Genomic DNA, 23,370 nt, shown 5'->3' with positions numbered 1-23,370 from the left:
AAAAAAGGAGAGCCTAAGCCCTCCTTACACACTGAATTAAAACGTACCACAACCGTAGAAACCACCCGGAGTGATATGACTGCCAACAGTCTGGTCGAAAATAACCTGTTCTGTGAACTGGTTCATCAGCTTCATGCCGCTGATGTTAATCTTTTTGTTTACTTTGATGAATTCAACTTCATGGTCAAAGTCATCTTCATAGTAATAGTCAACCTGTTTAGCGTACTGCTCGTTTTCCATGTCTTCCAGCTCTTCCTGGGTGAAGAATTCTGGTTCTTCGTCTTCTAAATCAGTTGGATTACCGGGCACAAATACGATGTCATGTGCCACTGCTTTACGAGTACGACGGAACAGGTCAGTGATGCTGAATGCCATTTTTGTGCCCTCCAAATCTGAAAAAGTGTGTTTGTTTAACTAAGATAATTATCTCACACTCGCAGATCTGGCGAAGCTTTTTGGTCAAAAAACATCTTTTTTTGCATGAAAAAAAGAGCTCCAGACTGACTGGAACTCTCTGTTTTGATTCGAGGGTGCGTGATTATTTTTGGTTGCGTTTTACGACCGATGGGCTGGCTTTTACCGGAAGAGGTGCGCCTTCTACGGCACGGACCGCACTACGAACAAGGCTCGCATTAACGTGGTTCATTTTGTCCATGTCCAGGCCGTTTTTGTAAGTTACCCGGTGATGGCAGTTCGCGAGTAATGTTGCTGCCAGATCAGGATTGTTCTTGATTTTAGCTTTGATGTCATCGCTATACATTGAGACCCCCTTTGTGATTGAGAGCCTATTATCGTTTCAGCAGTACAGCTGACGAAGAATGTCACCATTCCTTCCTGACGGGGGAATTGTCTCTTGGCTCGCCAGACAGCCGACAACTCACCTGACCATCAGGCTGAACGGTCAGAGTAGCTGTATCGGGCTCACCAGCTTGGTTTATAACAGCTACGTTTAAACGACCATACTCTGGTAGGATCAGGAATATCCGGTTAACGCTTTCCGCCAGCGTTAGTCCCCTTCCCTCCAGCGCAGCCAGTGCTTTTTTGAAAACAGAATCAGTCATCGTGCAGCCAAAATGAACCCCTTAGTTGGCGAATGAAAACACAAGGCTGAATTTTGCGCAATAACCTATGATCTTCAGAGTAAAAAAAAGCCCCTATAAGTAGGGGCTAAAACACCATCAGGGTCGCACCTGACAGTAATGGTCGGGTTTCTCGCCCGACCCCTTGGGATTGGATTACTTCAGAGGTTGAACACCGAAGAGGACGCCGCAGTAAACCAGGCCGAATACAATCAGGCTGAAGAGAACGGCGCTCGTGGCGTCATGCATGACAACGGCGTTAATAATATTGGCTGTACGGGCTTTGAATGCATCGACAGAACGATTTCGAACGGCTTGAGCTTTCATGCTGACTCCTAATTGCTGTTTAGTTTTCATATCTTGTGCAATTAGTTTCCGTTACCCCCAACCGCTGACGAAGGCGCAAAGGGCGGGTATTTTCAAAAACAAAGTACGGATTTGAAAATGGTTATTTACCCGCGCAAATAGTTACGTATACGCCACAGGACCCGCAGCAATAGTCGTTAATATATCGGCCGTCATCCGTCCAATTGTTTGCCCCGCAAGTGCAGCGTAGCACCCTGATTTTATCCGCAGGGATCGTCACTGTAGGGAATTCCTGAACATAGGCCCCTCCGTCAAAATTGAATGCTGTGACTTTGAGAGTATGACGACGCCCCGAATATGCTGTATAGCGAAAATACAGATCGGATGTTGTAATAGTTCCCGCACCGTGATTTGGAGCTTCAGGCATAGTAATTCCTTATTGGTTGACCCAGATCGCGAGGATGAAAGAGATGGCTATCAAAACCATGAAAACAAACCCTGATATGCCGTCTATAAAAAAGGGAAAAAGCATCTTGATGCCATTTTGAAAGGAATGAATACCCTGATTGTAGAGGTTGACCTGGCGGTGACGAAATATGGAAATGAGGTCGCCCCATATGTGAGCGACCTGAAAGATTAACGAGATTTTTTTCTCTGGACGATGAGCAACGTATACCGGATGCTGCAAGGCTCGCAGTTAGCTTTCACTGAGCCGGAACGGACCTGCTTCAATGCGCCACCACACTTTTGGCAGGGCACATCACGGACACGCTCTTGCATCCGTTGGTTGATGGCTTCAGTTCGTTGTTCTCGCGCCGGGTCCGGCTGTCGCTTTACCGCTGGCATGTCGTAACCTAATGCCTTGGCTACGCGGCGATACTCCTTGCTGATCCTTGCCGTCTGGCTCGTGATGGAGACCATCTCCCATCATATCGCCCAGGCGGACTAGCTGCCGGTGCAGATCGGCCTTGTCACTGGCTTCACTCATCGGTTTCCCCCTGTATAGCCACCAGCTTTGCGGATAGCTCGCGAGCACGCCGAGTGGCTTCGGTGTGCTGGCCGTACAGCTTGATGTATTTGCGGCAAATAGAACTCAACAGGTTAAGCAGTAGCTCTTTGTCCATAGCTTTGACACTGTCCCACATTAACACTACGCTTTCGGGAGAAGTTTCCTTATCGTCTTTCCGGCGCGCCAGGAGCTCTTCGGCGATGATGCGTAGCGGTGAGTTTTCAGGTTCGTACTTGAAGATGTCGATCAACTGCTCTTCGCCTATGCCTTCACTTTTCATTGGCCTTCCCTTCTGGTTCTGCATCCAGTGCCGCTTCATAGATGGACAACGCTATCCCGCCGCAGCAACGCGCTTCATTCGCGATTGCCTCACCGATCTCATCGGTCATTTCACGCGGCATCGCCTTGTATTGTGGCGCAGGCACCGCCGCTTTCAACACCACCAGCTTGTCCAGACCGGAGATATCATCGGGCAGCATGTTCGGGCTGTCTTTGAAGATCATGTGCCGACGGTCTTTAGTGACATACGCAACATGCTCACACTCCACGTTAATACGAGGAGCCTGCGCCATCATGGCTGCATAGTCGTCCGGGTGAACCCCTGCCATCACGGCAAACCCCATCTCGTAGGCGCAAGCATGAACCCTTCCGGCACGGCAAACAATGGGATCGCTGGACGCGCCAACTCGGCACGCGCCTGCCATACACGCCATAGCCCAGCAATGAAAGCTTTTTCGTCCGCTTCAGTGACAGCCCCGCTTTTGTCGGAGGAATAGTCAGAAGCCAGCATGGCGTTGAAAGCCTCAAGTTCGTTAATTTGCCCTGTGCTGTTTAAAGATACAGCCTGCAATTGTGCAGTAAGGTCTTGCAACGCGGTAGTGATCTGCTCCACCAGCGTATGATCCATAACAGTTTCACCGCTACTGGTTACCGCAGCAAAGCCTTTGATGTGATTGAGGTGAATAACCAAGCGGGCAATTTCATCCATACGTTCAACAGAAAGCATCACTCTTCCCCCTTGATCAAACATGATGCGTGAATATTTGGCGGTGGTCGAAACTTCCAACCGGCCGTTGCAGCGTTGCTCAGAGATGAAAGATAGGCGTGCAGTATGTTGGTACTGGCTTCCTCTCACCTCTTCAATGGTGTCCTCAGAAAAGAACATAGCACGGCCGCAGTGAGGGCATTTACAGCCCCACTGTCCATCGGCACGTCCAATACGTGTAACCTCTAGGATTTCTTCGCTTGCCACTGTGACCTCCTGTGGGTTTATTGAGACTCCATTATCCGGCGGGTCATTCCTGTGACGAAAAAAAGCCCGAAGTGTTCGGGCTTATGCTGGTGGCTGTCTATGACTTTGGTTTTTCTCGACACCCTTCTTTCACGCGGTACTCTCTGTAATGGTCGGGGTACTCACCGCTCATACGGCTTTCAAGCACCCCCGCTTCATAAAGACGTTCGCACCGATACTGCGGCCGCAGGATGTACAGGTTAAATGGCTTAAACCAGCCCTCCGGCAAACTCCATAGCGCATCCAGATCCGACTTCGTCAGTTCTGCGGCCTTTTCCTTCGGGGTCTGCAAAGACATAACGACACGTTTCCGCAAAGATTCCTTATTTCCTTTCGAAGACTTGGCGGTAATCATCTCCACCAGCGTAGTGATAACCGCCGAGATACCGCCCAGAGCATCAACTTGGCTCATTAACTCGGCCGAGGCCTCAATGATTTCACCGTCGCAGCCTGATGCGCGAGCTTGCTCTCCCCTACGCGCTGCGTTAAGTAATTGTTCCAGGTCATCGGGTTTAAAGCTCATCGTCCGGGTCCTCTAACCCGGACATTGCCGGGCTCTTTGCGCTTGCTGATGAAGAAGACCAGCTATCACAGAAATTACTTTTTGAATATGCGTGAGAATAACGTCGCGCCATACTTATCAAGCCCTCCGCAGTGCTTGTCAATGGCTTTTGCTAGCTCATAAACCATTGCAATAGCTATACCAATGAAAACGCAGGAGAATAGCAATACGATGCATCCAGCCACGCCCGTAACAAGGTAACCCAAAAACGACGTTGGGGCGTCAATGATTGTCAGGCAACCTGGTTCGGGTTGCCATTGGCATGAAAATCCCCGGAGCTTATAAGGGAAAAGCTCAAGCCAGTTCATAACTGCTGTAATCAGCCACCCAACCCCAAAGAGCAATGCCACTCCAGAGCAGAACAGCAACAATAAGAAGGCAACACCTGCCCCCTTGGGTAATTCGGTACCTCGTTTAGACGTCATTACTGCCTCTCGATTTTGACAGCGATACTCTGCTTTTGGTTTACGACTTACTGGTGACTTCGGTGAATTGTAACCCAGCTTTTTTAAGCCAGAAAGTTACTGCCTTCCCTACGACTTCTTTGGCTGCGGCCATATCAGGATAATGACCCAGATCGCCCTTAAGGCCAGGCAGGCTGCAACGGGTAGCATAAGACTCTTGCCCACGCGTATGCGTCGCATCGTAGTAAGCTGACCCGATCTTAAATTGGCCCAGATAGAGTTGCTCGCCTTGGTTCCACCGGCTTTCGCTCGGTTTCCAGATGAGGTTAGTCATTATGGTGACTCGATCGTGAAAAAGGTGCTTTCATTATGCGAGCAGTTCGTCGGTTGACGAAAAAAAAGCCCAGTAATCTGGGCTCTTGTTCAGTCTTAGTTAACCTGAGCTTCGCTTAAGGGAAGGGAACTAAAGTGCCTGAGGCACGATCAAAGTTTTTGCTAAAGAAAACAAAATCGTGGAGACCCTCAGGCATGGTTAATTTAGAAGAACTTTACTGCTGCGTCGATGACTTTTGCCAAAAATTTATTCCTCTCTGGCATCAACAACTCATTGAACATGGATTACGTAAACGACACCGGGAGGCATCTCTTTCTCTCAGTGAAGTCATGATGATCCTCATTTTATTTCATATGAGTCATTATCGTGATTTTAAAACATTTTATATTGAACATGTAAAACAATATCTTACAGCCGATTTCCCCGGATTAGTCAGCTATACGCGTATCCTCACCCTGAAAAAAAGGGCGCTTATTCCTTTATGCGCTTTTCTTTCATCACGTAAGGCACAAACTCAAGGAATTGCTTTTATTGATTCCACCAAAATTGCTGTTTGTCACAATCGTCGTATTCCTCGTCATCGCGTATTTGAAGGGATGGCACAACGAGGTAAAACGAGCACAGGCTGGTTTTATGGCTTTAAACTTCATTTGGTTATCAATGATTGCGGTGAATTGTTAGCCGTGAAACTCACCGCAGGAAACCAGGATGATCGTCAGCCAGTCAGCGCGTTGACAAAAGGACTCACAGGCTGTTTGTATGGGGATAAAGGGTATTTGTCCCAGGCTTTATGCGATGAGTTAGAAGCGGAAGGTGTCACGTTAATCACCAATGTCCGGAGTAACATGAAAGCCAAAGCATTATCTCTCTGGGATAGGTTGATGTTAAGACGGCGATTTTTGATAGAAACGGTCGTCGACCAGCTCAAAAATATTTCTCAGATAGAACATTCAAGGCATCGCAGTCAGCTCGGTTTTTTGTTAGAAGTTGCTGCCGGTCTTATTGCTTATACATTCCAGCCTAAAAAACCGAGCTTGAATCTACGGGATAATGAGATCGCTATCTTTAAACGAAGCTGAGGTTAGTTAGTTTGTGAGGAGGCCCATCTTTTAATCTTATCAGCTTGTTTTGATAACCCAGCAAATATGGCTTTGCTAATGTGCTCAGGAAAATCTTCAGGTAGCTGAGGTAATATGGCAGCTATAACAGCATCTGTCTTTTCGGCCATATCAAGCATCAGTTGCGTTGCCATTTTCGTCGAAAACCCGACCTGTGTAGCGGTACTGATAAAATGACGCGGTTGGATCATAGAAAAATGGTATTGTTTGTTTTTCCCTTGTAATGCCATAGCCATTTTTGCCTTTTTGGTCTCTATGCCTCTGGACTCAAAGATAGGAAAAGCGGACAGTACATCATACAAAGGGGTTAAACGAAAAGACGTTCCTGATTCAATGAAGATGGAAAAGTTTTTCCCATGCCCATCTATCGCAGCCAGCATCCAAAACAGGATTTGTGATTTAAAGAACATTTCTCTATCGTCGATTGCTTTTTGTGAACCCAGAAGCAACGTCATGATAGATTCAATACCTGGCCCCCCATTAGATTCATATTTTAATGCAGGTGCAATACCCAAAGCCTGACAGCAATCCTCCTGAGGAAGGCGCAACAGCCAGTCTCCAGATGAAGACCATTTTCGGTCAAAACGCTCTACGATCAGTACCTTTTTCTGGCCGAACATTGCCAATTCAGCGTTGGTGACTGGAAATCCAAATTCTCTTGCTATACACAAGCATAGCCATTCGTTTTCACAGCTTTCGCGCAGATCAATGTTATGGTGTTCAATCAGGCCTATGGGTAATTTGAAAATATGACTTGTCGGGGTACTGCCTTGTGGCCGCTGCCAACAGTCTTGATACCAAAGTAATGCTGTTTTCTCTTGAGCCCCTGCGAGGGAGATCCGAAAGTCCACATCCTCGTCCATTCCAAGAGGTGCGGTTTGATAGCCGTCTAAAAGTTCTTCGATTTGGCTTTCATTTAGAGGTTCGGCATGGGTTTCCATCACCGATGGAATTTCAGCATCAGGAGAATATAACTGGATTGCGCCAACACAGTCACGACCCACAGCGGCGAGCAGATCAAAAGGATGGTCTGTTTTTACCTTAAAACGAACCTGCATTCTATCAATAATTGCGTCAGAATCAGGCAAAAGGTTGCTGAAGAAATTGTAAACCGCGCTACCGATTATGCGTCCACGTTGTAAAGGAAGTGATAATGAGATTGCCCGCGCCCCTGGTTCTGCTAACCATTCTTCTGCGTATTGAAATGACATCCCACCATCAGTATTTTTGGTTAGTTTGCCAACCAAATCACCATTCATAGCAACAGACAGTATCTGAGCCCTCATCACTTACCACTCCTTGTTCCAAACCTTACCTTCATTTAGTGTAGAGCCACGCTTTACTACATGTAGTTCCAGATCCAAAGAGGCAAGAATTTTGAAAAATGTTTCGAGTTTCGTTGATTCAGGTGTGTTCTCAAACTCAGAAACTGTCGCTTGCCTGAGACCGACTTGATCTGCGGCTTGCGCTTGGGTTAATTTGTTTTTTTTGCGTTGCTCGCGCATTGCAGCAGCAAGCATCTTTGGTGTTGTAATCTTCACTCCCTCCCCCCACAGTGATAATCATCCCGTCAAGTATATACGCCATAGCGAATAAAATTAATATATACGCTAAAGCGGATAATGTCAACATATACGCTAAGTAGTATAAAACACAAGTATACGCTTAGGGGTATAAATAACCCGTATACGGATTGGCGTATAACGTGAGGGTAAATTTTAAATATAAACAAACCCGACATAAGCCGGGCTTGCTGGTGGGAGTTGAAAAGGAAGGACAGGTGGGCCAGCATCTCAGTTGGTTGGATTCACTTCTTGCTGAATGATCATCTTAGAATCAATCAGGCTTAGGTGATGCGCCTATCATGGCTTTATATATACCAGGGCCAGTGGGAATCTTGTTCTTTGAGCGATATCTTTTGCTTGCCAGCCTCTGTTCTGATGAAGGCTCTACTGGAACCAATCTCCACATACGGTCCGGTGTGTATCCATCTTCTGTCAGCTCTACTTTCATTTTAATTCCTAGATCATCCCTGCGGTCAACGTCATGCACAACCAACCTGGCCGCCTCAAGGGCTATAGTGTCCATATCCGGCACCGCTGGCGCAGGCGGCGCATTGCTTTCCGCGATGACCTCAACTACCCGGCCTTCGCCATCCTGCCGAGTGACGGCGACTATATCACCGCGTTCGTTGCGAGTGACCACCACTTCACCTGCTGGCGCTGGCGGAGTGGTGATATTGCATAGCGCAGCCCTCAGCCCGATTTTGATTTCTTCCAGGTCATCTGTACCAATGTCGCCATCAGTCATTTTCTCTTCCGTTGGTTATGAAACCTCTTTCAGCGAAAAACACCAAAGCATCGACATATAGTTGCTTCAGCTCGATTGAGCTCGGTTTGGTTGCTGATTCAGGTGAGAGCACAGCTATATCCGCAATACCGTCCACCAGCCTTTTAACTATCACGCGCTGGATGTATTCCCGGCGCTCTTCCAACAGCCAGGCAGAAGCTTCAGTCATGTAGAAATGCAGAGTCTTGGCGAAACCCACCCGCTCAGTCGTTTCAACGAGGCCTGCCAGGTAGTCGCAGCGCGTGATCGCAATGCTCAGACCATCTTCATTCAGAGCATAGGCACTATCACCCACCGCGTGGGTTACGCCGGACTTCATCACGCAGTAAGCGTCTTTATCGCGCAACACCCAGAATTTTCCGTTCTCGTGAACGATGTCTTTTTCCCGCATCGGGTATTACTCCTGCTTTACAGCCGAATCGAAGTCGGTTGCCCGGAACGAACGGCAGGTATTGAATATTGCCCAGCAATTGGGGCAGTTAACTTTTGCGCCACGGGGTGCGGGTTTGGTTTCCATCGCCGTGTCACTCAGGCCACCATCAAGGCCACACAGCGTTGTGTATCCACCAGCGTCCAATTCACCCGCAGGCAAGTGAACATGCTCTTCCCCGCCGTCTTCCAGCAAAGTCACAATAACCAGGCGGCTCATCGGGCATCTTCCACGATTTTAAAGTCGATCACCCAAACCATCGGATTGGCTTTCCAGCTATCAACGTCGTGGATCGCCGACCACTTGCGGGCGAACACATCGGCCAGGCATTCACCACTGCGTAAATCCGTGATTGAGCACCCTTCGCTCAGGGCATCGGCATCACTGATGTCGCGGAGGCGCTCAATACGTACCCCCGTAATCTCCAGCGTGATCCGCGACTCAAACTGCGTCATTTGCTGCGCCGGGAACTAGCGTTTTACTTTATAGGCTGCGCCATCGTCCAGGTCAGCCCGATAGACCAGCCGCACACCGCAGTCGCCATAGGTTTCACGAACCCAAAATTGCTCACCTACCTGGCCGAAACGGCAGAAAAACGTCGGCCCAAACTTGGGTGGCAAAACCTTATCCACCAACGCACGCTGCCGTTTAGTCAGGGATTCCGGGAAGGTATCGAGGCAGATTTCTTTGATCAGCTGGCGGGTTTGCACCTTATGGCCGCTGCGGATAGCCCGGACCTGCTCGTCGGTGAAATTGATCTGTCTTTCCTACACAAATATTTTAACCCGCCCCCGCGTTATTGAACTTTTCCCTCATAGATTGATCTCAATAAAAAACACGACTTGAGGTAATCTTTATGTTTTCAACCTGCGCCGAACAATGGGCAAATGACACGTTTCAACATGCGGAATTAGGTGATAAACGCCGTACCAACCGCCTGGTGAAAGTGGCCTGTTCGTTGGCTAACCATAGAGGACAATCGCTCGTGCAATCTCTTGACTCTCCTGCCGATGTTGAAGCGGCCTACCGACTGACCCGAAATTCCGCCATTGCGCCTCAGGCCATCGCCGAAGCCGGATTTACCGCCACCGTCGCTCACGCTCAACGTTATCATTGCCTGTTAGCGCTGGAAGACACGACAACCCTGTCATTTTCCCATGCGTCGGTCGCCGATGAACTCGGCTATACCACCTCAAAGGAAAAATCCCGGGGCATGCAGGCACACTTGGTGTTGTTATTTGCGCCTGAAGAACAACAGGTCGTGGGGTTGATAGAGCAACAGCGCTGGTGTCGAGATGTCAGTGATTATGGCAAAAGCCGACAACGCGATACACGCCCTTATGAAGGGAAAGAGAGTTATAAGTGGGAACGGGCCTCACAAGCCGTCGACAGCCGGTTAGGGGAGCAGATGGCCAACGTGATTTCTGTCTGTGACCGTGAAGCCGATATCATCGAATATCTGCGTGATAAAACGAGCCAAAAACAACGTTTCGTCATCCGTTCGATGCAAAACCGGCGTATAGAGGAAAGTCAGGATAAACTTTATGATTTTATCAGCCGGTTACAGAGTGCTGGAGAACGATTAGTTCAGGTCAGACAGAAAGGCGGGCGTCAGGCGCGTGTCGCGCATTGTGATATCAGTTATGCCGAAGTGACGTTGAAAATCCCCGAAGGAAAAAGCGGTGAGGCGGTGCGGATATTTTATGTCGGTTGCTACGAAAAAGGTCCGGAGGATGGGCTTTGCTGGCATCTTCTGACCTCCGAACCCGTCAACAGTCAGGAAGACGCCCATAAAATATTCAGTTATTACGAGCGCCGCTGGCTGATAGAAGAATTTCACAAAGCGTGGAAAACGGGCGGCACGCAGGTAGAAGCGCTGCGTATGCAAAGCAAAGATAATCTGGAGCGCATGATAGTGCTGCTGGCCTTTATTGCGGTACGAATACACCAGCTGCGTTTTATGGGTCTGAACAAAGAAGAGGCAGAGAAAGAGAGCTGTGAGACAGTATTAAGCCCCCTGGCGTGGAAATTACTGTGGTCAAAACAAGAAAAACGCCGTGTGCCGAAAAAAGCCCCGAGTTTGCATTGGGCCTTCATCAATCTGGGAAAACTGGCCGGCTGGTACGATTCCAAACGCACGGGTCGAGTCGGATGGGAACGACTTTGGGAAGGCTGGTTTCGGCTGCAAACCCTGATAGACGGCTATTTGCTGGCTAAATCAGTTGATTTGGAGATCTGATCAAGAGACAGGTTGTATCACGGCCGGAAATATATTCCTGCCAGAGTCCTGCTGAAAGTTTAAGTCGGGAACCGATAATTTTGAGCAATTCTGCGGATGGGGACGATTTTTTATCCGGGGCAAAGCCTACATTTTTCAGATAGCAAAGAAGGACGGCAAAACCAAACCGGCTGGCAGGTTTACGGTGAGCATTAATAAATGCCAGATCCTGCTCACTGAAATACGCCATTCGGGTCAGCGTTAACTCATCCTCTGGTAATGCCAGTAACGATTCTCTTTCCGACAGCGAAAGAATCTGCCTCCTTGCCATATAGTTTCCTTCATAAATTATTCGATGCGGTATTTTTAACAAAAATTGTTATCGCATAAGGGTACACCCTGACGCCATAACCAAAACGTGACGCAACACGATGAATGACATAACCTATATGCGATAGAATAAATGCAATAACCTAAATGCGATAACACGGTGAAAAAATGTTCATCAGAGCTTATTTGAGAGCATCGACGGAAGATCAGTTCGCCGATCGGGCAAAAGAGATGCTGGAGCAGTTCGTTCAGGAGCGGGGGCATAAAATCGCGAGTTATTACCGGGAGAACATCAGCGGTACAAAACTTGACCGCCAGGAACTGGGGCGCTTACTGATGGACAGTCATCGCAATGATATTTTACTGGTCGAACAGATAGACCGTCTGACGCGTCTGAGCAACAGCGACTGGATGACGCTGAAAAAGCAGATCGAGCAACACGAGCTGCGGATTGTCAGCCTGGATGTGCCCACCTCATGGCAGGCACTGTCAGATAAAGGGTCATGAACCCAATAGTTAGATCGTTTAGAAAAAGTAGTATTCTGTTTCAATGAACGTTCCTATCACTTTATCGTGTATCTTTTCGGATTTGGAATAACCTATCGTTTTTCGATTCAGCCTTTTTAGGCGGATACGGAGGGTGAGATTGGTTCTCTCGATACGTTGGGTAAATTTCTTTCCGGTGAGGTGTTTTCCTTCAGGAAGGCTATCGTAAACAGCATAATCATCTGTACAGTAAAACCGGATATTAAAAGGGGACAGAAACGCCAGTAATTTTTCCAGCGTTTTCCTGCTGCGATCACCAAACACATGCGCCACTATCCGTTTCATACGGGGTTCCCAGGCGTACCAGAGCCAGCGCTGATTCTTCTTGCTACCGACAAATGCCCATTGCTCGTCTATTTCACAGATAATCTGAATGTCACTTCCCGCCAGCGGCAGTGTGGTTACGTTTCTTGGCGTGAGCTTTTTAATGTGCGAATGACCGTGTTAATGCCGACTTTCAGGACGCGAGCGGTGTCCCTAACCCCCGAGTTATTCATGGCCATACACAATCCGCTCTTTCATGCCGGGGTGACAGGCTTGATAGGTGTAGTCCAGTTGAAAAGTTTTACGGCACCCATAGCAGTGATAGCGGGGATGCCCAGTACGCCCTTTTCCATGTCCTTTCACCTCTTCCATTTTGTGACAGTAACGGCAAACCACATCCACTTTAGCCATATCTCACCCATAATAAAAAGCGGGGAGTTTACCACAATATCTAATCATTGGGAGCATGACCAGATAAAGACCCTTCACAGGCTGACCCGATCACCCGCGCCGTGATAACTGCCATCAATAACATGCTTATCGACCTGATGGCCGCGATGTCGCATAAGGACTGGCTGAGCCGCCGCCAGCGACAAAAGCAGGGAATTGAACGGGCGCATACACTGGGAAAATACCGGGGTAAACAGGCCGATCAGGAGCGACATCAGAAAGTCCTGTACTACCGGCAGGTTAAGAAACTGAGCATCCGTGAAACGGCAGACGCGACAGGATACAGCCTCTCTCAGATATGCCGCATTCAGGCTCTTTATAGAGAACCTGAATCTGAATAAAAAGTAGCCTTGGCGTTCAATGGATTACGTTTCCCAGGCTGAGCTCATCGCTCCTGTCAGGTACGCAGCTCTGCCTGTAATAATACAGACAGGGCACCGTGTTGCCACTCAGGCTGACAACTGTCGGATGATATCCGCTGTATTATAATGAGCACGTTTTTCTATATATTTTCCGTCTTTCAGGGTGATAATAAACATCAGTGAAAAGCGCACTTTCCTGCCGCTGGCCGGATGCCCAAGGAATTCACGGGACTGAACTCCTTCAAAGATAAGATAGCAGGCGACTTTATCGTCTCTGGCAAAGATTTCGTGGATACGCATGGTAAATCCCGGAAAAGCATCCATATGACCTTTCTCCTGTACGATAAACTGCTCGCTGTTCAGCGGTGTATCCACCTGAGAATAGAATTTAAAATCCGGATGGCAGAGGTTTTTCACCTCATCATATTTATTTTCTTCAATCAGACGATAAAACTTTTGAACTGTTTTGATATTTTCTTCAACAGACATATTGCACCTCATTTTTCAGTTTCTTTACCTGCCGGAATATTGTCTTCCGGCGTTCCGTTGAATGTTTTTCGCCATTCACTGGGACTGACTCCCATCCGCTGCCGGAATATCTGCCGGAAAGTAATGGTGGACTGAAAGCCTGCCAGTTCGGCAACCTGCTCCACTGCAATATCTGTACTTTCCAGCAGTTCCTGACTCCGCCGGAGACGCTCTGCGGTGATCCACTCCCAGACCGTCATCCCCGTGGCCGCATGAAAATGGCGTGTCAGCGTTCTTCGGCTCATGGATGCTAAATGGGCCAGGGTGTCAATATCATGCGGTAACCCCAGATTAGCGGACAGGTATTCCAGCAGCTGGTTTATGCGGTTATCGGACGTACTTTTGGGAAGAAGCAGTTGCCGGTACTGTGCCTGTCCGCCTTCCCGGTAAGGAGGAGCAACCATCCGGCGGGCGATTTGATTAGCCGTATGGCTGCCCAGGCGCTGCCGGATCACATGGAGACAACAGTCCAGTGCTGCGGCTGTACCGGCAGAGGTGATAATCCGCTCGTCCTCAACATAAAGCACGTTCACATCCAGATGAACCGCCGGAAAAAGCATCTGGAAATCCCGTTCAGCCTCCCAGTGCGTGGCCGCCCGTTTACCGTCCAGCAGACCTGTGTAAGCCAGAACAAAACTCCCAAGGCACAGCCCCACCACCTGAGCTCCATTTTTCCAGGCTGCAACCAAGGCACTTAGCAGGGTTTCAGAAGGCCTTTCATGGATGTGTTTCCAGAAAGGGATAATAACGATATCGGCCTCTGGCAGCACGTCAAGCCCGTATTCTGCCTTTACCGCTGAACCCTCGGCAGACCAGATAAGCCCAGGCTCTTCCGCACATACCCGGCGGCTGAAGAGAGCCCTCCCTTCCAGTATCTCCCCGAACAGGATTAGTGGAACAGAGACATGAAATGTACTGAACCCTTCGGTGATCACTATCGCGACAGTGATGGTGGACATGCCCTGGCCTCCGGGTTAAATCGTAACGGATTCACCATCAGCAGGAGCGGCAACTGACGCCTGGATCTGGTTATCGCGGGCATATTCCAGCAGTTCCTTACGGGTCAGCAGACAGTGGTTTACGGCATCCATGTGCGTTGCCACAATCAGTGCCTCTGGCACGATACGATGGGCTTTCAGGACATCTTCCCTGCCGAAAATAATGGGGCCGAATCCGAGAACATGCGCCCAGCCCGTATTCATGATAACGACGCCAGGATTGAACCGACGTAAATTATCCTCTACCGCCTTGATCCAGATGGTATCCCCGACCAGATAGAGCGTTTTTTCGGACGGATGCTGGAAGACCACCCCACAGGCATCTCCAAGGATTGCTGCGAGTTGTGGGTTAGCATAGGCTTCGTCCGAACCATGCTGACAAACGGTTTTAATAAGTGAGATTTCGCCAAATGTGCTTTTGTCAGACAGAATAACAAGGTTGTGGAAGCCCTGAGAACGCAGGATCTTTTCATCATGTTCATTCTGAACATAAATCAGTTTATCTTTCGGGATGTGCGCCACAGCCGCTTCATCCCAGTGGTCAGGGTGCGTGTGGGTGACAATAATGGCATCCACATCCAGCAGCACATCAAGGTCAAAAGGCAGCTCAGTCATCGGGATCCGGATATCTGACCGAGCTGTCCCTTCGAATCCCGGATAGGCTTCTTTTTTCGCAAGCATCGGATCGACAAGAAATTTTTTACCAGCGTAAGAAATGAGTTGTGTGGCGTTACGTACCTGGATGATCTTCATTTTAGCAAGTCCTGTATTGGTTAATAACCATCAGAGCCATATCATGATGGCCTTATTTGATAATTATGATTAAATCAGGCCTGCCTGCCACTGAAATAATGCCATATTTGGATGTTATCGGGCCATTCTTCTGGCTCTCAGGTTTCAGAAAATATGTCAGCCGAAGTCGGGTATAGATCCGACGCATGGATGAGCTACTTCTTTAGAGCAGGGAGCTGAGGCACGCTGCAATTTATCAGTGCATTGCAGGTTAAAATTTGAGCTTAACGTACAATATTTTCCGTTTCCCAAACGGAGCCCTATATGCCCACGGCGCAGATGCATGCGTTTAGTATGCGACCCCAGATTTACACTACTGCTATTAATCCCGGTTTTTTGTTCATCGGATATTTGCAATACTTTGTAGGTGAAGCGGGGTTTCGTAACCAGTTCCTGGGGCTTCACACGTTTCCCCCTGACAAACACGGATTTTTTTGTTTTTGCTGGGGTGAGTGTATCCACGATGACGTTGGCACAATTCAGGATGCTGCAAGCGTTAATGAATGCCTGTAGTTCGTCCCGGCTGTTTATAATGATATCCGCAAAAAGTTTATCACGACTGCCCAATATCATTTCTGCCTTATCGGCGAATTCTTTTAGTGTAATGAATGGCTCGGCTACATATTGTTTTGTATGTGTTTTTGTTATTAACCCAGCTTCTTTTAACGATTCAAATGCGAGTATCGTGGCCGTTGGCCGTTTATTTAAATCCGCCGTCATATTGAGCGTGTTGTCATAGGGATAAAATATACCGCCATAACTCATCTGCCAGCGACTCTCATTGTCAGCCCAATAAATGGGGCAAACGAAAACTCCTCCACCAGAGAAGACTTCAGTGACTTGATTAACGATACCAGGAATGGGTTCTATTTCTTTGTTTAGCTCCCAGCAGAGCGCAATCCGCTTTGTTGAAAGAAGTACCGGCATGTCGGAATATTGTTCCAGGGGAACATCCTTCTCCCAGGGAATTTCGAAGGTAACAACAGGATAAGGTAGTCTGGCAAGGTCTAGATGTGTTTGTCGGATATCTTCAGGGGCAATAAAATCGGCGCAGTTCGGTAGAATGAATTTTACGCTATTCTCTAAAAGGTCTATGACGTTCCGTAGAACGTGTGCGGAATATGGTGCTTCCCGTAGACACGCTTGTTCGAGAGTGCTGAGATCCTCAATTGCGGACTGTGTGTAGTTTAGCGGAGTTACTGTCTCGTGAGTCATTACTTTATCCTGTCTATAAAATAAAACCGTCAAGGGTTAAACGCCGGAACCACCGAACATTGAGTCAGCCAACATCAAATATTACCGGTGTTGGCAGGTGAGCACCGTGGTTCATTTCACACGTCATTTTTTATGCTGGAATTTCGTTTGTAAATCGATAAGCCGATCTGAAATCCGTGTTAGCCCCGCATGAACGTAGTCACGCTGCATGGGGGTAACGTTCTCATCGGCATTCAGCCCTTTCCTGAAGTCTTCTACGCATTCCTGCCATAATTTGAACGATTGGCCTAGCCGGATTATTTGTTCATCAAACACCGTTAGGGTGTTGCCCTGATAAGCGAGGTATCCCCGTTCCAGCGTTGCGGCCGTGGTGAGTATCTGTTCCATGCTGTGTTTATGGGCTGCTGAGAATTCAGGCGTGCCGTCATAAGCTTGGGATGACTTCTGGCTCTCCTGCTCGAACGCGGTTTCCATGATGAGGGCGTAACGGTAAAACCCCGGATATTCCTGGGTTAACGTCATCAGTTCTTTATCCGTGGTGCCAGTCCAAATCTGATGCAACTCGGGGGTGTAGCCCATCATGCGGTTAATCACCTGGTGCGGCTCCCTGACGCCTTGCACGTCCAACTGCTGCATATGCTGATCCATTTTTGCCGCCATTCGGCGAAAATCGGCCATTGTCATCGGTGTTTCCTTTTTACCGGTTTGGCAGGGAGCAATGCTACGCGGGCTCCAGCGCGACCGTATGGTGATCTGGGGTGCTGTCGACAAGCCTCGCGTTCAGGCCATATTCCGTCATGACACGAATGAAGGTGACGGTGTCACCAATAATGCGAAAGGGTATGGGGTGCAGGTGCCGTCCGTCCTGGGTAAAGGCCGCATTCTGCGCCATTTTTTCGACATAGAAGCCGTTGTTAAGTGAGGGCGTCAGGGTAACTCCGGATTTCCACTCCCGTGCATCCATCACGTAATTGTCCCAGCCCTGGTCTTTCAGCGTTTCTGAGGCGTAGGTGAGCCGGAACAGATCTGATTGTGCGGCCAGATTGCCACTGCAGGAGCGCCACAGGTAGTCCAGGTGCTGGCGCAGTTTGCCGGCTGGCCCGTGCTTACGCCCGCGTTCAAGTAGCCAATTGATGTCGAGGGCGACGCTTTTGGGAAATCGCTTCTGCTTTTGGGCGGTGGCCAGCCAGCGAATAAGGAACAAATTTTCCGCATACGGCGTGCTGGCGATGCCATCTTGACGCGCCAGCCCCAACGCCGCCAGGGCGCAGAACGCCAGGTGACTGAGCGCTGAGGTGGTGTTTCCCGGGGGAACGGATATGGCTTTATCTGTCAATGGTTACCCTGCCCGTCGACGTAGATGTAAAGGATTAGTGGCGGATCTGCGCCAGGTCGTCAGCGGTCAGACCGGTCATTTTCATGACGGTATTGTGGTCGATACCGTTATTGAGCATGGTTCGTGCAATTTTAAGGGTGGCTTCTCGCTCGCCTTTTTCAATTCCACGTTGCTCACCGAGTTGCAGCCCCTCAGCCCTGCCCTTCTCGATCCCCTTCTGTTCAAGCTGTTGTGCGATGGTCATAAGTGCGTCTCCGTGTTGCGGCACACGCTGTGCCAGTTCGCGTACAAAGGCTTCGGCGTCGGATGTTTCGCCAGCCTGTACTATATAGTGTACCAGCGATAATACCTGCGATGAAGACAGATATCCTGCCAGCAAAATGGGTGCCAGCCGGTCAACCAGTTCTGCCAGGTCCCGCTGGTTAATATGTTTCTGCAGTAATGTCAGTGCGGCCATACTGCGGTGTGAAGCGATTTCATCATCCGGAATGACGGTAACGTCAACCAACGGGAAAGCACTGCTGTAAAGTTTACCTGCCAGCCCCGGATCGTCAAACTCATCCAGCCACCGGGTGGAGTACGGGTAGGGGCTGCGTTTACCTGTGTAGAACAGTACCGGAATCACCAGTGGTAATTTTTTATGGCCTGCCTCTAGGTGCCGCTGCATGGCGGCGACAGCATATCGGATGAGACGAAACGCCATGTGCTTATCCGGGCTGGACTGGTGCTCGATAAGTACGTGAACATAACCATCAGTGCCGGTGGTGGTTTTCAGGCTGTAGAGCACGTCGCTGAAATACTGGCGGAGGTCATCTTCAACGAACGAACCGGATTCTAGCTTCAGTGTGCTGAGATCGCAGATGTTGCGGATCTCTGCGGGGAGGTGCAGCTCCATAAAATCCCGCGCAACTTTAGGTTGAGTCAAAAACTGTCTGAATGTGGCATCATGAGGCGTTGGTGTACTGTTCTTTTTTTTCATTGGCTGATAGCCTCTGTACATTACTTCTTTCTATACTACCATGAGCGGTCATGAACCCAATAGTTAGATCGTTTAGAAAAAGTAGTATTCTGTTTCAATGAACGTTCCTATCACTTTATCGTGTATCTTTTCGGATTTGGAATAACCTATCGTTTTTCGATTCAGCCTTTTTAGGCGGATACGGAGGGTGAGATTGGTTCTCTCGATACGTTGGGTAAATTTCTTTCCGGTGAGGTGTTTTCCTTCAGGAAGGCTATCGTAAACAGCATAATCATCTGTACAGTAAAACCGGATATTAAAAGGGGACAGAAACGCCAGTAATTTTTCCAGCGTTTTCCTGCTGCGATCACCAAACACATGCGCCACTATCCGTTTCATACGGGGTTCCCAGGCGTACCAGAGCCAGCGCTGATTCTTCTTGCTACCGACAAATGCCCATTGCTCGTCTATTTCACAGATAATCTGAATGTCACTTCCCGCCAGCGGCAGTATGGTTACGTTTCTTGGCGTGAGCTTTTTAATGTGCGAATGACCGTGTTAATGCCGACTTTCAGGACGCGAGCGGTGTCCCTAACCCCCGAGTTATTCATGGCCATATCCACAATCCGCTCTTTCATGCCGGGGTGACAGGCTTGATAGGTGTAGTCCAGTTGAAAAGTTTTACGGCACCCATAGCAGTGATAGCGGGGATGCCCAGTACGCCCTTTTCCATGTCCTTTCACCTCTTCCACTTTGTGACAGTAACGGCAAACCACATCCACTTTAGCCATATCTCACCCATAATAAAAAGCGGGGAGTTTACCACAATATCTAATCATTGGGAGCATGACCCGCTAAGACAAACGGTTGATGTTGGGATTCCAGCCAGCATCGCAAGCGGCGATCCTGTCCATAGACCGCATCGGCAGTGACCCAGCGACAGGGGATATTGGCCTGGAATGCCCGCGCCAACATATGCCGGGCGAGCTGAGGTTTGGTCGCAAAACTCACCGCGTCAGGAATACCGGCGGCGTCACAGCCTGTCTCTTATACACAACTTTGTATCCTGCTGTTTTTTATATGAATTATTTTAAACTTATAGAGACAGTATTGGAAAATATTTCCTTTAAAATCAGTTGGGTATATTTAACAAATTGCGGTCATTTGCTCGTAATTTGAGATGTGACTAAAAGACAGGTCACAGCGGGGGCGATCTTCCGTCCACTGTTTGGGCAGATATAAAGCCCGGTCAATAAAGGCATGACCGCCGTTGCCGGCGTAACACAGGAAGACAGCGACCTGACTGTTTTCTACCCGTCCCGCGGTCCCACTATATTGACGCTGTACTCCGGCAGAATGGGTGCCTTTTTTGATAAAACTGGTTTCATCGATAATCAGAATACCTTGCTCATCACCCAGATGCGCTATCACATACATCGCGTAAGATATCGCGAGCGACTTCAGCATCCCAATGGGCCCGTTCCAGAAAATATTGAATGCCGTCTGGTGAGCGTTCCCCCAGCCATTCAGCCAGTTGCCAGCCGTTTTTACGTTCAACATCGCTGAGTAATCCTCGAAGATAGTCCAGACAACGTTGTTGAGAACTGGCAGAGTGAAATAGCGGAGTCAGACGGGAATGGGCGGTCAGGAGCGCCTGTTCCCAGAGATTGACCGATGAGGCCATATGGCACCTCCCTTAGAATTAGGAAGAAGGAAGAGAACTATCATGACACAATGCGGGCTACGGCTGTAGTACTAAGGGAACAGCTTTTAGTTCGCTAATGGAGCTGGATATCAGTGATCTGGAATGAAGATTAGATATGACACCAAGAAAGGTTTTAAATGGATTGACACCCATCAAAGCCTATACGAGACGTACATTGCACTTATTGTGTTAATCGAGCGAACGCGGTTCACCTTTCTCGTTAACCGGATGGAAAAGTATTTAGAAGTATCTTATAATCGTAGGACTTTCTAATTTAATAGAATAAAAAAATTATAGGAATAATCCATGACAAAAAAAAATGAACTGGAAATGAGAAGAGAAATTCAGGCAGAAATATTTAATAGCTTAATACAATCCGAAAAAAAAATTGAAAACACAAAAATTTATGACTGTGAGTTTCAAAATTGTAATTTTAGCAGCTCTACGCTTAAAAATTGTAAAATTATAGATTGTAAATTTGAAAACTGTAATCTAAGTTTAATGGATATAGATAAAACCATATTTAATAATGTGGAATTCTATGAATGTAAAATGATTGGAATAAATTGGACAAAAGCAAATTTCCCAAAATTTTCATTTGAATCTCAATTAAAATTTGAAAAGTGTAAAATGAATGACTCTTCTTTTTACGGTTTGATTTTAAAAAAGTTAAATTTGATAGAATGTAGCGCCCAAGGTGTAGATTTCAGAGAGGGAGATTTTAGTTCGTCAAATTTCATTTATAGTAATTTTTCAAGGTCTCTATTTAATAATACTAACTTAGCAAAAACCAATTTCAGCGAAGCTCAAAATTATTTCATAGATATATATAAAAATAATATTACAGGGGCGACATTTACTCGTTTTGACGCTTTAGGGCTATTAGATTGTTTGGACATCAACCTGGTTGATTAATAGAAAATGAATCAAAACGGTAAGTATCAAAAAACTGACCTTACCGTAAATTAAATACCTTAAATAAAAACTTTCAATCCAATGGTTATATTTTTTTAAAAAAACAATCCATTAATGTCAATAAAATTTTTTTCTTGGTTTGATTGCTGTAAACGAAAAATAAGTTCTGATAATTCGAGTATTGTTGGTGACTCAAAAATTTTATTTATTTGGAGTGTAACATTAAATACACTTTGTATTTTTGATACTAGGTGCATCACAAGTAATGAGTTTCCGCCAAGTTCAAAAAAACTATCAGACAGTTCAATGTTATTTAAATGTAATATTTGTCCAAATATTTTTTCTAATTGCATTTCTATATTTGAGTGCACAGAAATATTTTTTTTATATCTCATTGTATTAACATCAAATGCTTGTAAACTAGACCTATCAAGTTTACCATTGGGTAGTGTTGGAAAATTATCCAAAATTTTATATAAAGATGGAACCATATAAGATGGCAAGTGTTTAGACATATATAGAGAAAAATCAGTAATATCAATTGAATTTTTGTTAAGCGACAAAAAAGCTACAAGTTTAGTTGGATTTAAACTAGGTGGCCAAGCTACAATCACTGCCTGTTTTACACATTCATAATTATTAGCAATAGACTCAACTTGACGTATGTCTATTCTGTGCCCTCTAACCTTTATTTCAAAGTCATCACGTCCCATAAATTCCAGTGAACCATCACTTAAATAACGAACTAAATCACCTGTTTTATAAAGTCTAGCACCTAGCATATTGCTATATGGGTTAGCAATAAATTTTTGAGCAGTAAGTTTAGGTTGACCAAGATATCCTAAAGCCATACCTACACTGCACACATGCAATTCTCCTATAACTCCTATAGGTACTTGACGTAATTGCTCATCTAATACATAAACTTCAGTATTCCATATTGGAAAACCTATAGGAACAAAACGACTACCAGTTCTAAAATCATAAGGTTCACAATAAGTCACATCATTTAATTCTGTACAGCCATAATTATTCCATATGCTAACTTGCGGTAGTTGTGTCATTGTTCTATCTTTCAAACTTTGTAATAACGGTTCTCCGGCAGTAATCACATAACGTAACGATTGTAATAAAAATCTCTCTATCAATGCATAATCAAGTAGTGATTCTAAATGTGAAGGAACTAAATAAAGTCGAGTCACACTCCAATAATTTATTATTTTTGATAATGATTTTATGTCCTTAGTTAGCACATCATTCGCTAATACTAATGGGATTCCTTGGAGTAGGCCACTTAATAATTCTTTTACCGATACAGCAAATATAATTGGAGTTTTTTGTAACATAACTTCTGATTCACTAAACGGTATACGTTCCCAGGAAGCTTCAATCCAATTATGAAGTTGTGCGTATGGAATCATAACTCCTTTTGGTTTTCCCGTTGATCCTGAAGTATACATAATACAGGCAATTTGAGATAAATTGATAATATCTATAATATCTATAATATCTATAATATCTATAATATCTATAATATCTATAATATCTATAATATCTATAATATCTATAATAAATAACCTTTCATAATAGTGCTACAGTTTGTCCGCTTGATTGACATTTGAATAATTGAAGCTTGATACTCGGTAGACGTAACAAACATCGTTTAGAATGTCCTCACCATGCTTTTCGCTGAAAGCCCGAACCTGGTAGCACAGACCCGAGATCCGACCGCACACGCGGAAATCCTGGCCGTACGGGAAGCGTGCAAGAAGCTCGGGACCGAGCACCTGACCGACTGCGATATTTACATTCTCACCTGCCCCTGCCCTATGTGCCTAGGCTCGCTCTGAGTCTGTGAAAACAGATTCTCT

Annotated in this window: 31 protein-coding genes and 6 pseudogenes; 7 read left to right on the top strand and 30 right to left on the bottom strand. The window is 46.9% G+C overall.

The genetic code is table 11. The features are described from left to right. Nucleotides 1-36: 36 nt before the first annotated feature. The 11 genes from ACUN2T_RS06825 to ACUN2T_RS06775 form a co-directional block, all read right to left on the bottom strand. Nucleotides 37-375: a hypothetical protein gene (locus tag ACUN2T_RS06825; protein ID WP_445496833.1), complete on the bottom strand. Its 339-nt coding sequence runs from the start codon at nucleotides 373-375 to the stop codon at nucleotides 37-39. A 163-nt stretch (nucleotides 376-538) separates the two neighbouring features. Then, nucleotides 539-760 carry a hypothetical protein gene (locus ACUN2T_RS06820; protein WP_445496832.1) on the bottom strand — a complete coding sequence of 74 codons (222 nt, stop codon included), beginning with the start codon at nucleotides 758-760 and terminating at the stop codon, nucleotides 539-541. A 61-nt stretch (nucleotides 761-821) separates the two neighbouring features. Beyond that, nucleotides 822-1,061: a hypothetical protein gene (locus ACUN2T_RS06815; protein ID WP_445496831.1), complete on the bottom strand. Its 240-nt coding sequence runs from the start codon at nucleotides 1,059-1,061 to the stop codon at nucleotides 822-824. A 174-nt stretch (nucleotides 1,062-1,235) separates the two neighbouring features. After that, nucleotides 1,236-1,406, bottom strand: a complete 171-nt coding sequence (locus tag ACUN2T_RS06810) for a hypothetical protein (protein WP_445496829.1) — start codon at nucleotides 1,404-1,406, stop codon at nucleotides 1,236-1,238. Nucleotides 1,407-1,527: 121 nt separating this feature from the next. Then, nucleotides 1,528-1,812, bottom strand: coding sequence for a hypothetical protein (locus ACUN2T_RS06805; protein WP_445496828.1), 285 nt, complete (start codon nucleotides 1,810-1,812; stop codon nucleotides 1,528-1,530). Nucleotides 1,813-2,365: 553 nt separating this feature from the next. Further along, complete coding sequence (locus tag ACUN2T_RS06800) at nucleotides 2,366-2,674, bottom strand: hypothetical protein (RefSeq protein ID WP_445496827.1); 309 nt, start codon at nucleotides 2,672-2,674, stop codon at nucleotides 2,366-2,368. Further along, nucleotides 2,664-3,002 (bottom strand): hypothetical protein, encoded by a 339-nt coding sequence (locus ACUN2T_RS06795; protein ID WP_445496826.1) that lies wholly within the window; start codon nucleotides 3,000-3,002, stop codon nucleotides 2,664-2,666. The genes ACUN2T_RS06800 and ACUN2T_RS06795 overlap by 11 nt, the downstream gene beginning before the upstream one ends. After that, nucleotides 3,002-3,529 carry a hypothetical protein gene (locus tag ACUN2T_RS06790; protein ID WP_445496825.1) on the bottom strand — a complete coding sequence of 176 codons (528 nt, stop codon included), beginning with the start codon at nucleotides 3,527-3,529 and terminating at the stop codon, nucleotides 3,002-3,004. The genes ACUN2T_RS06795 and ACUN2T_RS06790 overlap by 1 nt, the downstream gene beginning before the upstream one ends. Nucleotides 3,530-3,743: 214 nt before the next feature. Continuing rightward, on the bottom strand, nucleotides 3,744-4,097 hold the full coding sequence (locus ACUN2T_RS06785) for a hypothetical protein (protein WP_445496824.1): 354 nt from the start codon (nucleotides 4,095-4,097) through the stop codon (nucleotides 3,744-3,746). A gap of 185 nt (nucleotides 4,098-4,282) precedes the next feature. After that, nucleotides 4,283-4,672 (bottom strand): hypothetical protein, encoded by a 390-nt coding sequence (locus ACUN2T_RS06780; protein WP_445496823.1) that lies wholly within the window; start codon nucleotides 4,670-4,672, stop codon nucleotides 4,283-4,285. 40 nt (nucleotides 4,673-4,712) lie between these two features. Further along, nucleotides 4,713-4,985 carry a hypothetical protein gene (locus ACUN2T_RS06775; RefSeq protein WP_445496822.1) on the bottom strand — a complete coding sequence of 91 codons (273 nt, stop codon included), beginning with the start codon at nucleotides 4,983-4,985 and terminating at the stop codon, nucleotides 4,713-4,715. A gap of 194 nt (nucleotides 4,986-5,179) precedes the next feature. Here ACUN2T_RS06775 and ACUN2T_RS06770 point away from each other — a divergent pair, with 194 nt between their 5' ends. Next, nucleotides 5,180-6,064, top strand: a complete 885-nt coding sequence (locus ACUN2T_RS06770) for an IS982 family transposase (RefSeq protein WP_445494444.1) — start codon at nucleotides 5,180-5,182, stop codon at nucleotides 6,062-6,064. 2 nt (nucleotides 6,065-6,066) lie between these two features. Here the strand turns inward: ACUN2T_RS06770 and ACUN2T_RS06765 are convergent, their stop codons facing one another. From ACUN2T_RS06765 to ACUN2T_RS06740, 6 genes are all read right to left on the bottom strand, one after another. Next, nucleotides 6,067-7,389: a type II toxin-antitoxin system HipA family toxin gene (locus tag ACUN2T_RS06765; RefSeq protein ID WP_445496821.1), complete on the bottom strand. Its 1,323-nt coding sequence runs from the start codon at nucleotides 7,387-7,389 to the stop codon at nucleotides 6,067-6,069. Nucleotides 7,390-7,392: 3 nt separating this feature from the next. Beyond that, the gene (locus ACUN2T_RS06760; RefSeq protein WP_110147515.1) at nucleotides 7,393-7,644 is read right to left on the bottom strand and encodes a helix-turn-helix domain-containing protein; all 252 of its coding nucleotides are present in this window, start codon (nucleotides 7,642-7,644) and stop codon (nucleotides 7,393-7,395) included. Nucleotides 7,645-7,939: 295 nt separating this feature from the next. After that, entirely contained in the window at nucleotides 7,940-8,413 is a 474-nt protein-coding gene (locus ACUN2T_RS06755) for a hypothetical protein (RefSeq protein ID WP_445496820.1), read from the bottom strand. Then, nucleotides 8,406-8,843 carry a hypothetical protein gene (locus ACUN2T_RS06750; RefSeq protein WP_445496819.1) on the bottom strand — a complete coding sequence of 146 codons (438 nt, stop codon included), beginning with the start codon at nucleotides 8,841-8,843 and terminating at the stop codon, nucleotides 8,406-8,408. The genes ACUN2T_RS06755 and ACUN2T_RS06750 overlap by 8 nt, the downstream gene beginning before the upstream one ends. A 6-nt stretch (nucleotides 8,844-8,849) precedes the next feature. Continuing rightward, nucleotides 8,850-9,101, bottom strand: coding sequence for a hypothetical protein (locus ACUN2T_RS06745; RefSeq protein ID WP_445496817.1), 252 nt, complete (start codon nucleotides 9,099-9,101; stop codon nucleotides 8,850-8,852). Further along, a complete protein-coding gene (locus ACUN2T_RS06740; protein ID WP_445496816.1) occupies nucleotides 9,098-9,337 on the bottom strand; it encodes a hypothetical protein in 240 nt (79 codons plus the stop codon). Before ACUN2T_RS06740 ends, ACUN2T_RS06745 begins: the two co-directional genes overlap by 4 nt. 108 nt (nucleotides 9,338-9,445) lie before the next feature. On the opposite strand from ACUN2T_RS06740, the gene ACUN2T_RS06735 reads away from it, so the two are divergent. Further along, nucleotides 9,446-9,685, top strand: a complete 240-nt coding sequence (locus tag ACUN2T_RS06735) for a hypothetical protein (protein ID WP_445496815.1) — start codon at nucleotides 9,446-9,448, stop codon at nucleotides 9,683-9,685. A gap of 53 nt (nucleotides 9,686-9,738) precedes the next feature. Next, nucleotides 9,739-11,121, top strand: a complete 1,383-nt coding sequence (locus tag ACUN2T_RS06730) for an IS4-like element ISPlu9 family transposase (RefSeq protein WP_445496814.1) — start codon at nucleotides 9,739-9,741, stop codon at nucleotides 11,119-11,121. A gap of 10 nt (nucleotides 11,122-11,131) precedes the next feature. On the opposite strand, the pseudogene ACUN2T_RS06725 reads toward ACUN2T_RS06730, so the two are convergent. Next, a pseudogene (locus ACUN2T_RS06725) lies at nucleotides 11,132-11,431 on the bottom strand (DUF4158 domain-containing protein); the annotation flags it as partial. Between the two features lie 167 nt (nucleotides 11,432-11,598). Here ACUN2T_RS06725 and ACUN2T_RS06720 point away from each other — a divergent pair. Continuing rightward, nucleotides 11,599-11,928 (top strand): annotated as a pseudogene (locus ACUN2T_RS06720) (recombinase family protein); the annotation flags it as partial. A gap of 27 nt (nucleotides 11,929-11,955) precedes the next feature. Here the strand turns inward: ACUN2T_RS06720 and ACUN2T_RS06715 are convergent. Further along, nucleotides 11,956-12,651, bottom strand: a pseudogene (locus tag ACUN2T_RS06715) (IS1 family transposase). A gap of 62 nt (nucleotides 12,652-12,713) precedes the next feature. Here ACUN2T_RS06715 and ACUN2T_RS06710 point away from each other — a divergent pair. Next, nucleotides 12,714-13,031, top strand: a pseudogene (locus ACUN2T_RS06710) (recombinase family protein); the annotation flags it as partial. 108 nt (nucleotides 13,032-13,139) lie between these two features. Here the strand turns inward: ACUN2T_RS06710 and ACUN2T_RS06705 are convergent. From ACUN2T_RS06705 to ACUN2T_RS06660, 10 genes and pseudogenes are all read right to left on the bottom strand, one after another. Continuing rightward, entirely contained in the window at nucleotides 13,140-13,541 is a 402-nt protein-coding gene (locus tag ACUN2T_RS06705) for an ester cyclase (protein WP_445496813.1), read from the bottom strand. An 8-nt stretch (nucleotides 13,542-13,549) separates the two neighbouring features. Next, a complete protein-coding gene (locus ACUN2T_RS06700; RefSeq protein WP_445496812.1) occupies nucleotides 13,550-14,539 on the bottom strand; it encodes a GlxA family transcriptional regulator in 990 nt (329 codons plus the stop codon). Nucleotides 14,540-14,554: 15 nt separating this feature from the next. After that, on the bottom strand, nucleotides 14,555-15,331 hold the full coding sequence (locus ACUN2T_RS06695) for an MBL fold metallo-hydrolase (RefSeq protein WP_445496811.1): 777 nt from the start codon (nucleotides 15,329-15,331) through the stop codon (nucleotides 14,555-14,557). 156 nt (nucleotides 15,332-15,487) lie between these two features. Further along, nucleotides 15,488-16,585 carry a hypothetical protein gene (locus tag ACUN2T_RS06690; RefSeq protein ID WP_445496810.1) on the bottom strand — a complete coding sequence of 366 codons (1,098 nt, stop codon included), beginning with the start codon at nucleotides 16,583-16,585 and terminating at the stop codon, nucleotides 15,488-15,490. Between the two features lie 123 nt (nucleotides 16,586-16,708). Beyond that, the gene (locus tag ACUN2T_RS06685) at nucleotides 16,709-17,269 is read right to left on the bottom strand and encodes a hypothetical protein (RefSeq protein WP_445496809.1); all 561 of its coding nucleotides are present in this window, start codon (nucleotides 17,267-17,269) and stop codon (nucleotides 16,709-16,711) included. 37 nt (nucleotides 17,270-17,306) lie between these two features. Next, the gene (locus tag ACUN2T_RS06680) at nucleotides 17,307-17,921 is read right to left on the bottom strand and encodes a DUF2913 family protein (protein WP_445496808.1); all 615 of its coding nucleotides are present in this window, start codon (nucleotides 17,919-17,921) and stop codon (nucleotides 17,307-17,309) included. Between the two features lie 34 nt (nucleotides 17,922-17,955). Then, complete coding sequence (locus tag ACUN2T_RS06675) at nucleotides 17,956-18,900, bottom strand: Rpn family recombination-promoting nuclease/putative transposase (RefSeq protein ID WP_261440460.1); 945 nt, start codon at nucleotides 18,898-18,900, stop codon at nucleotides 17,956-17,958. A 72-nt stretch (nucleotides 18,901-18,972) separates the two neighbouring features. Next, nucleotides 18,973-19,670 (bottom strand): IS1 family transposase gene (locus tag ACUN2T_RS06670; protein WP_445496807.1). Its coding sequence is split into 2 segments (ribosomal slippage): nucleotides 18,973-19,421 and nucleotides 19,421-19,670, totalling 699 coding nucleotides; the frame shifts between segments, so codons are not numbered across the junction. 61 nt (nucleotides 19,671-19,731) lie between these two features. Beyond that, nucleotides 19,732-19,917 (bottom strand): annotated as a pseudogene (locus ACUN2T_RS06665) (transposase); the annotation flags it as partial. A gap of 165 nt (nucleotides 19,918-20,082) precedes the next feature. Continuing rightward, nucleotides 20,083-20,563: pseudogene (locus ACUN2T_RS06660) on the bottom strand (IS701 family transposase); the annotation flags it as partial. A 327-nt stretch (nucleotides 20,564-20,890) separates the two neighbouring features. On the opposite strand from ACUN2T_RS06660, the gene ACUN2T_RS06655 reads away from it, so the two are divergent. Beyond that, nucleotides 20,891-21,499: a pentapeptide repeat-containing protein gene (locus tag ACUN2T_RS06655; protein ID WP_445496806.1), complete on the top strand. Its 609-nt coding sequence runs from the start codon at nucleotides 20,891-20,893 to the stop codon at nucleotides 21,497-21,499. 95 nt (nucleotides 21,500-21,594) lie between these two features. On the opposite strand, the gene ACUN2T_RS06650 is transcribed toward ACUN2T_RS06655, so the two are convergent. Then, on the bottom strand, nucleotides 21,595-22,959 hold the full coding sequence (locus ACUN2T_RS06650) for a non-ribosomal peptide synthetase (protein ID WP_445496805.1): 1,365 nt from the start codon (nucleotides 22,957-22,959) through the stop codon (nucleotides 21,595-21,597). Nucleotides 22,960-23,178: 219 nt separating this feature from the next. Here ACUN2T_RS06650 and ACUN2T_RS06645 point away from each other — a divergent pair, with 219 nt between their 5' ends. After that, on the top strand, nucleotides 23,179-23,349 hold the full coding sequence (locus ACUN2T_RS06645; protein ID WP_445493764.1) for a deaminase: 171 nt from the start codon (nucleotides 23,179-23,181) through the stop codon (nucleotides 23,347-23,349). Nucleotides 23,350-23,370 lie beyond the last annotated feature (21 nt).

Source organism: Photorhabdus machadonis, assembly GCF_052657765.1.
The sequence above is the reverse complement of the archived record's forward strand: the minus strand, read 5'-3'. Positions and strand labels throughout refer to the sequence as shown.